Source organism: Flavobacterium flevense (assembly GCF_900142775.1).
GTDB classification, from domain to species: domain Bacteria; phylum Bacteroidota; class Bacteroidia; order Flavobacteriales; family Flavobacteriaceae; genus Flavobacterium; species Flavobacterium flevense.
In genome coordinates, this window is sequence record NZ_FRCC01000007.1 from 143,596 (window position 1) to 158,825 (window position 15,230).

5 protein-coding genes and 1 pseudogene are annotated in these 15,230 nt (G+C 33.9%); 4 read left to right on the forward strand and 2 right to left on the reverse strand.

The window, feature by feature from the left end; genetic code table 11:
• Positions 1–106: 106 nt before the first annotated feature.
• Together BUB89_RS12630 and BUB89_RS12635 are read right to left on the reverse strand one after the other, a co-directional pair.
• Positions 107–3,706 (reverse strand): heparin lyase I family protein, encoded by a 3,600-nt coding sequence (locus BUB89_RS12630; protein WP_073245627.1) that lies wholly within the window; start codon positions 3,704–3,706, stop codon positions 107–109.
• A 269-nt stretch (positions 3,707–3,975) separates the two neighbouring features.
• The gene (locus BUB89_RS12635; protein ID WP_073245629.1) at positions 3,976–5,193 is read right to left on the reverse strand and encodes a glycoside hydrolase family 88 protein; all 1,218 of its coding nucleotides are present in this window, start codon (positions 5,191–5,193) and stop codon (positions 3,976–3,978) included.
• A 1,021-nt stretch (positions 5,194–6,214) separates the two neighbouring features.
• On the opposite strand from BUB89_RS12635, the gene BUB89_RS12645 reads away from it, so the two are divergent.
• The 4 genes and pseudogenes from BUB89_RS12645 (at position 6,215) to BUB89_RS12655 (ending at position 15,225) form a co-directional block, all read left to right on the forward strand.
• A complete protein-coding gene (locus BUB89_RS12645; RefSeq protein WP_073245633.1) occupies positions 6,215–8,950 on the forward strand; it encodes a substrate-binding domain-containing protein in 2,736 nt (911 codons plus the stop codon).
• Between the two features lie 229 nt (positions 8,951–9,179).
• A pseudogene (locus BUB89_RS18260) lies at positions 9,180–10,550 on the forward strand (sugar porter family MFS transporter); the annotation flags it as partial.
• A 75-nt stretch (positions 10,551–10,625) separates the two neighbouring features.
• On the forward strand, positions 10,626–12,101 hold the full coding sequence (locus BUB89_RS18265; RefSeq protein WP_255312584.1) for a glycoside hydrolase family 32 protein: 1,476 nt from the start codon (positions 10,626–10,628) through the stop codon (positions 12,099–12,101).
• Positions 12,102–12,120: 19 nt separating this feature from the next.
• A complete protein-coding gene (locus BUB89_RS12655) occupies positions 12,121–15,225 on the forward strand; it encodes a SusC/RagA family TonB-linked outer membrane protein (protein WP_073245636.1) in 3,105 nt (1,034 codons plus the stop codon).
• Positions 15,226–15,230 lie beyond the last annotated feature (5 nt).

A 15,230-nucleotide genomic window follows, 5' to 3' on the forward strand; every position in this document is an offset into this window, starting at 1 on the left:
AATTATATCTTTTCTAAGATAAATAAGAAGCTGCCTAAGTTAATTTGTGTTTTTCAAAACAGCTTCTTATAGCTTTATTATTCTTTTAAGTTAACCAAAAAAGCAATTATTGTTTGATTAGCTTAACAGTTTTTTTATTGTTGCCTTGCATTATCTCAGCAAGGTATATTCCTGATGCTAATTTGCTCCCAATTGTTATCATTTCATTAGGATTAGTTTCCAAAAGATTTATTCTTCTTCCTGACATATCAAATACACTAACAAAAATAGTCTCTACAGCGTTGCCTGCTACATTTATCTGGAATTCTGTTTTCGATGGATTTGGAGCAACGGTTACTGTAAATTCATTTGTTTCTTCCAAGGGAATTTCAATACTGCTTTTACTGCTTAAAGTACTGCAATTACCCAGATAACAACCATGTGCCAGATGATCTGAAACACCGCTGGCTGAGATGCAAAGGCTCTTGTCATGATTAGGATTACTACTGTGGCATATTTTTACTTTTCCGTCTGCACAAAGAATATCGATTACTGTTATTTGTTTTGCAACTGAAACTGAACATCCCAGAGCATCGGTAATTGTTACTGTGTAGCTGTGTACTCCCGGCGTTGACGGACTTACCATAGTACTGGAAGTTGTAGCACCGTTGCTCCATGTATAGCTGTAAGGTGCAGTACCGTTTAAAACTGTTGCAGTCAGTGTGAGTGAAGAAGGACCATAACCTAAATAGATAGTATTGGCTTGACCTCCGGGGCTTACTGCATAAGCATCGGCAATACTTGCAGAGATTTCACTGTTAATCGTAACGGTAGTTGCAGTCGTGCTGCTATTTCCTGTATTGTCAGTAACCGTCCATGTAATGGTTGAAGTTCCCACATTAAAATTTCCACTGGCATCCAATCCGTTTCCGTTTCTGGCAGTAGCACCTGTAATTTGATAAGTTACTGAGTATACATTGCAATTATCCGTAGCAGTTGCTGCTGGGATACTATAATTTCCGCTTGCTTCATAACAAAGATTAACTGAAGGATTTGAGTTTACCGTAGGAACTTCAGTATCAATAACTGTAACTATTTGTGTTGCTGTAGCTATATTTCCATTTTCATCGGTAGCTGTCCATGTTACGGTTGTTGTACCAATAGGAAATAAAGTTGGAGCATCGTTAGTTATATTTGCCACAGCACAATTATCAGTTGCAGTTGGTTGTGTTAATGTTACTGATGCACCACATTGATTTGTATCATTGTTTAGGTTTATTGCTACTGGTTCAGTGAAGATTGGTTTTTCTGTATCATTAACTTGTATAGTAAAAGAATTTGTCGCACTGTTGCATCCATCGGTTGCTGTCCAGCTAACAGTGGTCTCTCCTTTATTAAAAACTTTATTTGCTAAGGAGCTTGTTCCGCTAGCTGTTGTAGCTCCGGTAAGTATATAGCTGTAAGTTATAGTGTTACAGTTGTTTGTTGCTAATACGTCAAACTCAGTATTCTGGGCTATATAGGTGCATAAGCCTATATTAGTGTTTTTGATATTATCTGACTTTGAAGTTATTTTAATAGTTTCCTTAACTTGACCGTTGAATGAAAAATCATCGATACCTATTAATGGAGTTCCACCGGTTCTATTGGATCCATACCAATATAAACGAAGTGTAATAGGACTCTGAACATTAGATAAAGGGGATAAATCATAGGTTAGTGGTGTGGCAGACGTTCCAAGAAAGCTTTGTGGTGCTGTAATATCAGTTGTAAAACCGTCTATGCTAGATCTCATTACAAAGGTACTAGGATCAGCTGTATTTGCTTTTCTGGCGGTGAATTTAAGATTAGAAAAATCTATTTTGTAGCCATTTGCTGCTTGTAATTTGAATTCAAAATATTGATTAGGATTAAAAGGAGTAGCGGGATCTGAAGCTAATACTTTATTGGTCCATCCGTTTACTAAAACTCTGTTAATTAGTGTTCCGGCTGCGTTAAGTCCGCCTTCAGTACCATAAAAAAAACTAGGAGTTGTACTTTCATTATTTATAATATTAGAATTGGAGACATTTCCTGCGATAACAGGCGAACTAAAGTCAATAGTACCGTTTAAAGTATTGCCCCATATTTGTACTGGTGCGCTGTTATTATTAAGTTCAAAAATTCGAATATCATCATGGTAAATAATACGAGTTGCTACATTGGGTGGGTCGGTAGTAATAGATTGTCCCGGCCGGTACAATCCCCATTTTAGATATCCTGAAGGATTTTCCTCCGGAATATCCTGATTGAAAGTTCTGAAATTACTAATCTCATATCCTAAGGTGTATTCAGTTTGACCCGGTAATCTGTAATAAACTTTGTAATATCCAGTGGCATCCGTTGTCATTTTAGCATCAACCCTAAAATCGATCCATTGATTGATATAGGGTCTGTAGTCTTCTATAATAGCTGGTTCAATATTATCATTGGGAATTCGAAAAGTAATGCTATTGCGTTTGGCACTCAGATACCAGGCAGGATTTTCGCCTCCACTTTGTTTACCTTGAAAAATAATATCACCATTTTGAGCCATACCCGCAGTATAAGGCTCCCAATCTTTCAGCAACAGACTCGTTTCAAAACGACGTTCATCTCCGGGATAATACTTTCCGGTATCAAACATTTGAGCAGTAGCAGCTTCGCTTCGCCAATGGTTGTCAGAAAAATAACCTGAGTCACCAATGGTTACACGATGTGCTATGGCATAATTACCAGTACGACCTGGAGTTACAAGATATTCTGCATCAGCAGCAGTGGCATTTGTTGTGTTTAAATTTGGAATACCTGAGTTTACTGTGCCACTCTCGTAGTCAATAGTAACAAGAGTATTTGTAACAGTTGAAGGAGGAGGAGGAGGTGTCGCTATTAAAAAATTAGAATAAGTAATATCATCAATATTAATTACTGGGGCTGATGATCCTGCTCCGACATTTAATAAATTCATTCCGTTAATAGTAGTTCCTTGTGGCAACAAACCTGTTCCGGGATCAGCATTGGTAAGTACTTTTACATCGTCAATCCAGATATCAAAAGTTCCCGCAACCAAATTATGTGTAGTTGGATTTGTTTCACTACCAGTAATGTAAGATGCTGCACTATTACTGTTGTTCATGTAAAATTTCAGTGTGTAAACCTGATTTTTGTTTATTGTAGTTTGGGAAAGTCCGGTTGTTGTATAATTTGGACTTGTGGATGATGAAAGCCAATCGAGATTGACAGCTGTTGTAGTAGGAGAGAAACGCAATGAAGCGAAAGTTTGTGGAACACTGATGTTGCTACCGCTGGTAAAATTAGTACCATTTCCAAAATACAATAAGAATCTTCCATTAGTTCCTGAGCTGATATTAATTTTGCATTGGAAAGAGGCAACAGTAGTCCCCGAAAAAGGAGCCAGACCAAATTTGGCACCCGATGTAGTTGTACCTCCGGTCATTTTTAGTTCGGCTCCCGTACCGCCTGCTATTCCGGCAGTTGTTAATTCAATAGAGCCTTCGGTAGCCGATGAAGCTCTTACCCCGGCATTACCTCCACCAGTATTTGGTGCAGGCAAATAAGTAGTACTATAAGTTGTTGATGTGTAGGGTGTGGACGAAGCACTACCAAAGTCATACATCCAATTGGAATCTTGTGCTTTTACTTCTAACAAAGCAAGTACAAAAATTAAAACAAGTAAACTTTTTTTCATGGTTATTGGTTTTAGGGTTTTTTAATAAGGAGTAATTATTAGAATTGTATTTCATGTTTATTCTACGCAATTAAGCCGTTATTGTCCTGAATACATTAGCTTCACTAATGATGGTTTACTTTAAATGGTGGTTTATCATTTGTATAAATCAGGATATTTACAGTTTTTTGGTTGAGTTAGTGAGTTGTCATTTTTTTGAGCAGGAGTGTATTTGCCTGCCCAAGAAAATGGCATATTAGTTTTTTAGAATGAATGTGTATTTGCAATTATCATCGGATGGTAATGGAAGAATTAATTTTTTTAATTGCAGCATACCTGTTTAATGCTTCCAGATAATAATAGTCAGCATAATCTAATGGAGTATCAATTTCTGAGTTGTAAAGAAAAGCACCCACACTATGTTTTAACAGAAAATAGCTATTCTCTCCTGGTTTAGCTAAATAAGCATCTGATGATAAGGATTTTAATATTTCTTCAGCATAATCGGCATATTTTTTCCCGTCTTTTACCTGAGTGCTTAAGTCCAATAAAGCAGAAGCGATAACCGCAGCAGCCGAAGCATCTCTTGGCGCGCGCTCCTCAGTGTCCATGGCATTGTGTACATCAAAATCCCAAACCGGTACTTTGTCTTTTGGCATTCGGGGATGATTCATAATAAAGCGGGCAATGTTTTCAGCTTGTTTTAAAAACTTTGGATTTTTACTGTTTTTATAGCATAAAGTATATCCATATAATCCCCATCCTTGTCCACGAGCCCAGGAGGAATCATCGGTTAAACCTTGATGAGTAGCTTTGCGTAATACTTTACCCGTTTTAGGATCATAATCAACCACATGGTAAGAGCTGTGGTCTTTTCTAAAGTGATTTTTCATTGTGGTTAATGCGTGAGTATTGGCTGCAATAGCATAATCAGGTTTGTTAAATTCCTGAGCTGCCCAGTATAAATACTCCAGATTCATCATGTTGTCTATAATCACCGGAAAGTGCCACCATGAAAAATCCCAGGATTTGATAACGCCAATTTTTGGGTCAAATCGTGCCGCAAGATTTGAAGCGCCATCTTTTAATGCAGGAAGATAGATTTTATCATTTGTAATTCTGTACCCATTTCCGTAAGAGCAATACAGCATAAAACCCAGGTCATGTGTGTTTTTAATGTTTCGGATGGAATCCAGTGCAAGTGTAAATCTTTTAGCTTCCTGAGCTAATTTTTTATCAGCTGTAAGTTCGTATCCGTACCACAGACTTCCCGGGAAAAATCCGGTAGTCCAATCGGTCAGGCCAGCCAGTCTCACTGTTCCGTCAGGATTTATCGAACGCGGATTTTTACCGGGTTTGTATGTTTGTGCTGCTTTGTTTAATTGATAGCTAATTACTTCAGACGTTTTTTTAAACCATTTAAACGATTCGTCATTTTGATTGGTTTGGGCAAACGAGCTAATAGTAAGGGTCGAGATAGCTAAAAATAAGCTAAAGTTTTTTTTCATAGTATTAATCCTTTACGTTTATAGTTTGTTTATTTTCAATGTTTTGATAAAGCGAAGTTAGATTGGAATATGAAAACAGACTTTCAATTTCAATTAGAATTATTTTGAAATTGGTTAACTATGGGTAAAAGTTTAAAGATTTAGGAAGTTTATCTTATTTATTTCCTTTGTTTTTATTTACGCAGAATAATTAAAAGAGGTTACTGCATAAAGTGGGATACTTCATTAAGGTGATACCTTTTTACATAAAAAAAATCCGAAAATCAACGATTTTCGGATTTTGTGGAGAGAATGGGATTACAATCGAACACCTTATCCCAATATTAATGTTCATGAATCGTTTAAATAAATAGCACGTAAAGCCTTTGACTTGTTAGGATTATTTAAAATGATTGCTTTTTTAAAAATGTTTTTTAATGGCAATAGTAAGTTTGTTTTTTCATAGTTTTCCAAAAAACAGATTTTTTTAATCGAAAAGCATAAACTTAAAAACAACTCAAGATGTTCGACTATCGAACACATTTTTTATCCTAGATGTAAAAATAAAGATAGGAGAAGTTAAAGACTTTTTTATTGAGGCATTACAAATATTTGAAGTTTCGTGTAAAATGACTAAGTTATTTTGCTGTTAAATTTTAAAACCGCAAATTTACAACAAGCTTAAACAACAGTTATCAGGACACTATTTGAAAATAAGGATGATTATCGATTGTTATTGATGAACAGAAAAAGATTATTAATGGAAAAAATATTAATTTCTATTAGTAAAAATATCAGAAATTTGAATTAGAAGTATCAAATAGATTAATAATCTGTATTTTCCTTATATTTGTGATCATCATTAGAATTCATTAATGATGATTTTTGAATTAAAATATAACCACACTACAAGATTCAATTACTTAATTCACATTATTATAGATTTCATATTTATTACGTAATTCCAATTGAAATACATTTAGATAATTCTCTAAAATCAATTCTATTATATGTTATCTCTCTTTAAAATAATTTAAATTTTATGTCAAGAATATATATTATCACTATAATACTAATTTTAGGGTACTTCCTAAATTCATGTGATTCTGCTAATAAAGATGAAGATTCAATAACTATTGGTTTTTCTCAAATTATAAATAATGATATGTGGAGGACATCAATGGATCATGCTATGAAAGTTGAAGCAGCATTACATCCAGATGTTAAGTTAACAATTTATAATGCTGATCGAAAAGTAAAAAAGCAGATAGAAGATATTGACAAAATGATTGAGCAAAATATGGATGTAATTATAATTGCACCTTATGAATCAGACTCAATTATTCCTGTAATTGAAAAAGCCACTCGGAAAGGAATCCCTGTTATTATTGTAGATAGAAAAGTAAATACCTTAAATTATACTGCCTTTTTAGGAGCTGATAATGTTGAAGTAGGAAAGATTGCTGGCAAGCAAATCGTTTCATTATCCAAAGGTCGTGCTACTGTTGTTGAAATAAGAAGTGAATCCGTGACTTCTCCGGGTACTGAAAGAAGTTTGGGTTTTAAACAAATTATAGATCAGTTTCCTGGTATACATAAAATTAGTATTGATGCTGATGATTTTAATTCAGCAAATAGTAAGTATGTTAAAGTTTTAGATAGTTTGCCTAATATAGATTACGTATTTGCATTTAATGATCTTATAGCCTATAATGCCTGGAAAATTTCTAAAAAGAAAAAGCCTAACAATAAAATTAAATTTATTGGTGTTGATGGACTTAATGGTACAAATGGAGGTTTACAGTTTGTTAAAGATGGTGTTTTTGCAGGTACAATATTATACCCAACAGGTGGAGCTGAAGCTATTAAGTTAGCATTAAGAATACACAATAAAGAAATAGTTCCTAAAAATAATAAGCTAAATACGACATTGATTGATACTCTAAATGCAGAAATTATGAGTAGTCAATTTGACAAAATATCACTACAGCAATACGATATTGAAAACCAGCAAAATTTTATTCAGGATCAATTAGAAAGATATAGTAGTCAGAGAAATCTTTTAAAGATTTCAATTACTTTGAGTATTCTACTATTTTTGTTTGCGATGCATAGCATCTATTCGCGTATAATAATAAGTAGAAAAAAGAAAGAACTTGAAAAAACGAATGAGAAAGTAATTAGCCAAAGAAATAAAATAGAAAAATTTGCTGAAGAATTAAAACAAAGCAATGAAATTCGGCTTAATTTTTTTATGGGACTCTCACATGAGTTCAAAACGCCTTTAACATTGATTATGAGTTATACCGAATCTTTAATTGAAGCTGATGCCATTAAAGGGACAAAACTTATAGATGAGATTAAATTGATTCACAAAAATTCCTATCGCTTATTGCGATTAATGAATCAGTTGTTAGATTTTAGAAAAATGGAGGAACAAAAATTTGTGTTAAGAGCTTCGAACACCAAAATTTTTGATTTTACTAACGAAGTGATGACTAATTTTAGAGGAGAAGCTACACGCCGAAATATTGAATTTGAACTTAGTTGTAAAAACAAAAACCTCGAGTTGTTTATTGATAGAAGCTTAATGGATAAGGTTTATTTCAATTTGCTTTCTAATGCTTTTAAATTCACCCCTGACAATGGAAAAATAAACATTTCAATAGTAGAAAATCAGGACAATACGGTTAAAGTTAGCTTCAAAGACTCAGGCATAGGAATACCCGAAAATGAATTGTCCAAAGTTTTTAATCCATTTTTTAGAGCTTCTAATAATAACAAAAACAGTTCGGGTATTGGACTGCATCTATCTCAAGAATTTGTGCATTTGCATCATGGAAAAATAGAACTAAAAACAAAACACGGTAGTGAATTTATAATCACTTTATTGAAGGGAAATAGTCATTTGGAATCTTCTGAAATTATCAAAACCGAAGAAAATCAAGAGTTAAGTTCCAGTTTAATAATCGATAATTTAGATATTGAATCTGATTTCATTGAAGTAAACTCCAGTTCTGAATCAGAGAAACTTTCTGTTTTAATTATAGAAGACAATAATGATTTGGCTACTTTTTTAAGTTCAAAATTATCAAATAAATATATTATTCATACCTCTGACGGTAGTGATGCTATCGAAAAAGCGACAGAAATAGTTCCGGATATGATCATTTGTGATATCAATTTGGTAGACAAGGATGGCTTCGAAATTAGTTCCGCATTGAAAAAAGATTTACGTTCCTCTCATATTCCAATTATTATTTTAACAGCACAAAGCAATAAAGAATCCGTTTTGAAAGGCTTACAGATTGGCGTCGATCAATATATTACAAAGCCATTTAGTCTTTCTATTTTAAAACAATCCATTTCAAGCTTACTTTTCAACAGAGAAAAACTCCGTTATTACTATACTAATAATATTTATCGTATTGAACCCGAATCTGCATTTGGAAATCAAGAACAATCTTTCATTACAAAAATGAATGATATCATCAAAATGAATGTAGAAAATCCTAAATTTTCGGTTGAAGATTTGGCTAAAAAAATGAATGTTTCTAGGGTTCAATTGTATCGAAAAGTAAAAGGAATTATAGGAATTAATATTAGCGATCATATTAATAATGTAAAATTAGAGAAAGCAGCAGAGCTTTTAAAGAGCAACGAAATGAATATTTCGGAGATTGCCTATTCCCTTGGGTTCTCTTCTCCAAACTATTTTTCTACAGCTTTTAAGAATAAATTTGGCGTTTCACCTAAGAAATTCCAATTATCTATGTAGTTACGCTTTTTAAACAAAGCTTTTTAAGTAACAATTTCGAACTTCAAGTAACAATTTCGAATCTACAAGGTATTCGTAATTAAAAATCTATTTTTTAAAGTCCTTACTAATAAAGGGCTTAGCCTTTATATGTCAAAAAAATAATAATAACCAAATTAAATTGTAACATCATTAAAAATAAGTTGTTTTTTTTACGAATAACTTGTCAAAAGTTTTTAATACAGATACAATGAATAAAATATTAATTTGGTCTATTACTGCAGCTTTAGCGGGTTTCTTGTTTGGTTTCGATACTGTTGTAATATCAGGGGCTGAAAGAAAGTTACAATTATTATGGGGTACTTCGGATATCTTCCATGGTATTGTTGTTATAGGTATGGCACTTTGGGGTACTGTAATTGGTGCTTTTTTTGGAGGTATTCCTACTAATAAGATAGGACGAAAAAATACCTTAATATGGATTGGTGTTTTATACACTATATCAGCAATGGGTTCAGGATTAGCGAACGACCCTTGGACTTTTGCAATTTTTAGATTTATAGGGGGGCTAGGTGTAGGAGCATCTACAATAGCAGCACCTGCTTATATTTCTGAAATCGCTCCTGCTAAGGATAGAGGAAAGCTAGTAGGTCTTTATCAATTTAATATTGTTTTTGGAATTTTAATAGCTTTTTTGTCAAACTACCTATTAAATAATATAGGAGAGAATGCTTGGCGTTGGATGATTGGAATAGAGGCCTTACCTGCAGCAATTTATACTTTATTTGCATTTACCATCCCTAAAAGTCCCCGTTGGTTACTGACAAAATTTAGAAAAGATGAAGCAATAAAGGTACTTCAGAAAATCAGTCCAGATCAAGATCCTGAAAAACTCATGTTAGAGATAAAGGATGAAATGGAAAACACAGTACCTAACGAAAATATTTTTCTTAAGAAATATAGGTTCCCACTAATTCTAGCATTTTGTATTGCTTTTTTTAATCAACTATCAGGTATTAATGCATTATTATATTATGCCCCTAGAATTTTTGAAGAAGCAGGTCTTGGAGAGAGTACTGCTTTGTTAAGCAGTATTGGAATAGGGGTAACTAATATGCTCTTTACATTATTAGGTGTAATTTTAATAGATCGATTAGGCAGAAAACAATTAATGTTAATCTGTTCTTATGGTTACATAATCTCTTTGAGTTTGGTTTCCGCTGCCTTCTTTTTTAGTTGGGAAGGAAGTTTTATGCCTGTTTTTCTCTTTATGTTTATTGCTGCCCATGCTATTGGACAAGGTACTGTAATATGGGTATTTATTTCAGAAATTTTCCCCAACCACTTACGAGGTTCAGGACAATCATTTGGTAGTTCTGTGCATTGGGTGTTAGCAGCTGTAGTGCCTTCTTTAGTACCAATTTTGTTTTCAACTATAGGTGCAGCTGTCGTGTTTTTGTTTTTTGCAATTATGATGGTATTTCAATTGCTGTTTGTGCTATTTATGATGCCAGAAACCAAGGGTGTTTCTTTAGAAGAATTAAGTAAAAAATTAACAAATAAAAATATCAAAATGAAATTAAAGAAACACCTCCCGTTACTATTTAGTAGTGTCCTGTTTTTTCTAATAGTGGGATGTAAGCCCACTTCAGTCAATGTACAAACTACTAGTGCAAATCCATCTTCAGAGGAACAAATGTACCGCCCTAATTTTCATTTTTCACCTCAAAAAGGCTGGATGAATGATCCTAATGGCTTGTTTTATCTCAATGGAACTTATCACTTATTTTTCCAGCATACGCCATTTCAAAGTGTGCCGGATTTTGGTAAAATGCATTGGGGTCACGCCATAAGTAAAGATCTTGTAAAATGGGAAGAACTAACTCCGGCAATTGCTTATGATGAGAAAGGTGCAATATTCTCAGGGAGTGCTGTTGTGGATACCGATAATACATCAGGTTTTGGCGATGGAAAGAATGTGCCGGTGGTAGCCATTTTTACCTATAACGATATGAAGAAGGAGAAAGCTGGAGAAATTGATGCACAGTCTCAGGCAATAGCTTATTCATTGGATAACGGAAAAACCTGGACCAAGTATAGCAACAACCCTGTATTGAAAAATCCGGGAATAAAAGATTTTCGAGATCCTAAAGTCTTTTGGGATGCTAAAAGAAAACAATGGGTAATGGGATTGGCAGCACAGGACAGACAACATTTTTATGGCTCTAAAAACCTCAAAGACTGGACGTTTCTTTCAGAATTTGGTAAAGATGTTGGAGGACACGGTGGAGTTTGGGAATGTCCGGATCTTTTTCCAATAAAAGTAGAGGGAACTAATGAAGAAAAATGGGTACTTATTGTGAACATCAATCCGGGTGGTCCCAATGGCGGTTCTGCGGCACAATATTTTGTGGGTGATTTTGATGGAAAAACTTTCAAAATGGATGATGTTTTTACAAAACAGCTCCAAAAAGAAAAGGTTGCATGGCTGGATTGGGGGCGAGATAATTATGCAAGTGTTTCTTTTGACAATGTTCCGGATAATAAAAGAGTCATTATCGGATGGATGTCTAATTGGGATTACGCAGACAAAGTTCCTACATCCGCCTGGAGAGGAAGTGCTACTATTCCGCGTGAAATTCAGTTAGTAAAAAAAGGAAATGATTATACTTTGGTTAATAATCCGGTAAAAGAAATCAACAAATACGTTTCTAAAACCATCAAAGTAAAAAATATTAAAGGAAAAGGAAAACTTTCGATTCCCGAAGCAGGAAAAATTGATTTAACCCAAGCAATTATCAATTTCAATTTAAAGAATTTAAAACAAGAAACCTACACTTTTACGCTTTCTAATGCTGCTGGTGAATCTTTGGATTTCGGAATTAATAATTCAGATCATTATTTGTTTTTAGATAGAACAAAATCGGGAAAAACTGATTTCTCTGAAAAATTTGCACCCAAAATTACCAAAGCACCATTAGAAGGAAACCAAAAAGAAGCGGCTTTTAAAATTATTTTGGATAAAACATCCATTGAAATTTTTTATAACAATGGCGAAAAAGTAATAACCGAAATCTTTTTCTCGAATCAACCGTTCACAGAACTTTCTGTTTCTTTAAATCAGGAAACAGAATTGAATAATCTTGTAATTAACCAATTAAATATAAACTAAAAACCAAAACTATTAACTTATGAAAAGTAAAATTATTTATTTTCTGTTTTTCTTCTTTCCAGTGCTGTTATTATCGGCTCAGGAAGGCGGGATCAAAGGAACGGTAATTTCGTCTGATGACGGAATGCCATTACCAGGAGCAACTGTCCTTATTTCAGGGACTACCAGCAGTACAGTTACTGACTTAGACGGGAATTTTTCTTTCCAAAAAATAAATCCGGATGCTACTATTGTAATTTCTTTTATCGGATTTGCTCCACAATCTATGGCGGTAAAAGGTCAAAAAGTAATCAATGTAAGTTTAAAAACAGATGACAATAAACTTAATGAAGTTGTGGTTACCGGATACTCAAAACAAAGGAAGGCCGATATTACAGGAGCAGTAGCTGTTGTAGATATGAAAGAGGTTATGAAACAACCGGAACCTAACCCGATTAAAGCTTTACAAGGAAGAATTGCCGGGGTTAAAGTTTCATCGGACGGTTCTCCAAGCGGAGGAAATACCAGAGTGGTTATTCGTGGAGTAGGAACCCTGAATAATACCGATCCTCTTTATGTAATTGATGGAGTGCCCACAAAATCAGGAATGCACGAATTGAATCCGAATGATATTGAAAATATTCAGGTTTTAAAAGATGCTTCATCAGCGAGTATTTATGGGTCTCGAGCTTCAAATGGAGTAATTATCATTACTACCAAAAAAGGAAAAGCGGGTAAAATGAGAATTAATTTTAACGCTTATGCTTCTTTTTCTGATTATTCCAGAAAGCTGAATGTTTTGAATTCGAATCAATTTGGACAAGCCTTATGGCAAGCCAATATTAATGATGGATTAAACCCAAACAATAACAATTTGCGTTATCAGTTTGATTGGTCTGTAGTAGATAATAAACCACAGTTGAATAATGTTTTGGTTCCAGAATATTTAGATGCAAATCAAACAATAAAAGCATCTAATACAAATTGGTATGATGAAGTTTCACAAACTGGTATAGCCAATTCTTATGATTTATCGGTTTCAAACGCATCAGACAAAGGGAGTTATGTTTTTTCTTTAGGATATTATGGCAACCAGGGTGTTGTTAAAACTACCGATTTTGAAAGAATTACTGCAAGAATGAACGGTTCTTATAAATATTTTGACGGGAAATTGGTTATTGGAGAAAACTTCAGTTTTAATCGGACTAATGAAGTAACTGATCCGGGTGTTCTAGATCCTGCTCTTCGTGCTTTGCCTATAATTCCAGTGCGTACTGTTGATGGAAAAGGCTGGGGTGGACCAGTAGGAGGAATGAATGACAGACAGAATCCGGTTCGGCTTTTAGAATATAATAAAGACAATAAATATGATTATTTACGTCTTTTTGGAAATGCGTATGCTGATTTAGAATTAATCAGAAACCTACATATCAAGACTAGTTTTGGTATTGATTATGGTTTTTTCAAAAAGCGTAGTTTACAAAGAAGTTATCAATCGGGTTATTTGCAAAACGATCAAACTTCGGTGAGTATAGATCAATCTGTTAGTGATAAATGGACTTGGACAAATACCGCTATTTATAGTTTGAATTTTGGAAAAAGCAATTTGAATTTGATGGCAGGAACTGAGATGTACAAAGAAACTTTTGACAATATAGGTTTGCGTAAAAACGATTTTTTAATTGAAACTCCTGATTATATGTACCCTGATGCCGGAACAGGAGAATCTTTTACCAGTGGAACTTCAACAGCTTATTCACTATTGTCTTATTTCGGAAAAGCAGATTATGAGTTCGATAATCGTTATTTACTTTCTGCTACAATTCGTCGTGATGGTTCTTCTCGTTTTGGAAAAAACAATCAATTTGGAGTGTTTCCAGCTGTTTCCGCAGGTTGGAGAATAAGTAATGAGAATTTCATAAAAGACAATGCTTCCTTTATCTCTGATTTAAAATTAAGAGCAGGATGGGGACAAACAGGAAATCAGGAAATTAGTAATACCGCTGTTTACTCTCTTTATTTGGCTAGTTATGCTGGTGGAAGTCCTACATGGAATACTTCTTTTGGTACAGCTTATGATATTGCCGGAAACGGAAATGGATTGCTTCCTTCGGGTTTTATTGCAACTCAATCTGGAAATGACGATTTAAAATGGGAAACGACTACGCAAACTAACATTGGTTTAGATTTTGGATTATTTAATCAAAAATTAAGTGGTTCAGTTGATTATTACATCAAAAAAACAGAAGATATTTTGGTTCTGCCACCTTATTTAGGAGTAATTGGCGAAGGAGGAAATCGTTGGGTAAACGGAGCATCGATGGAAAATAAAGGATGGGAAGTTTCTTTAGGATATAATGATGAAACCTCATTTGGATTGAAATATGACATTTCTGCTAATATTTCAGGTAATAAAAATAAAATCACACAATTACCAACTGAAGTAAAAAATAATTACGGAGGAGACGGATTAGAAGACAATATTTTAGGTCGTCCAATAAATTCTATGTACGGTTATGTTGCTGATGGTTTATTTAAAAGTCAGGATGAAGTTGATATTTGGGCTGATCAGGAAGGTAAAGGTCTTGGGCGTATTCGTTACGCAGATTTAAACGGAGACGGAGTGATTACAGATAAGGATCGTACTTGGATAGGAAATCCAAATCCAGGTTTGATTTATGGATTTAATTTAGGATTGGGTTATAAAAATTTCGATTTTTCTACTTTTTGGGAAGGAACAGCGAATGTTGATGTGATTAATAACACCAAATATCAAACTGATTTTTGGAGTGTAGATGATGTTGGTTCAAACAAAGGAACCCGTTTATTGAATGCCTGGTCTTTAGATAATCCAAATTCTACTATTCCGGCATTAACAACTGTAGATAGAAATGCCGAATCGAGATTCTCTACTTATTTTGTAGAGAACGGAAGTTACGTTAAACTTCGTGTTTTACAGGTTGGATATAGTTTTCCAAAAGATTTACTGGAAAAATTAAGTTTAGAAACTTTTAGATTTTATATCAGTGGACAAAATTTATTAATCCTTGATGCTAAAAATTTCACAGGTGTAGACCCTGAGAATGCCGGATTTGGATATCCACAACCTACCACTTTTACAGCGGGTCTTAATTTTACATTTTAATACAA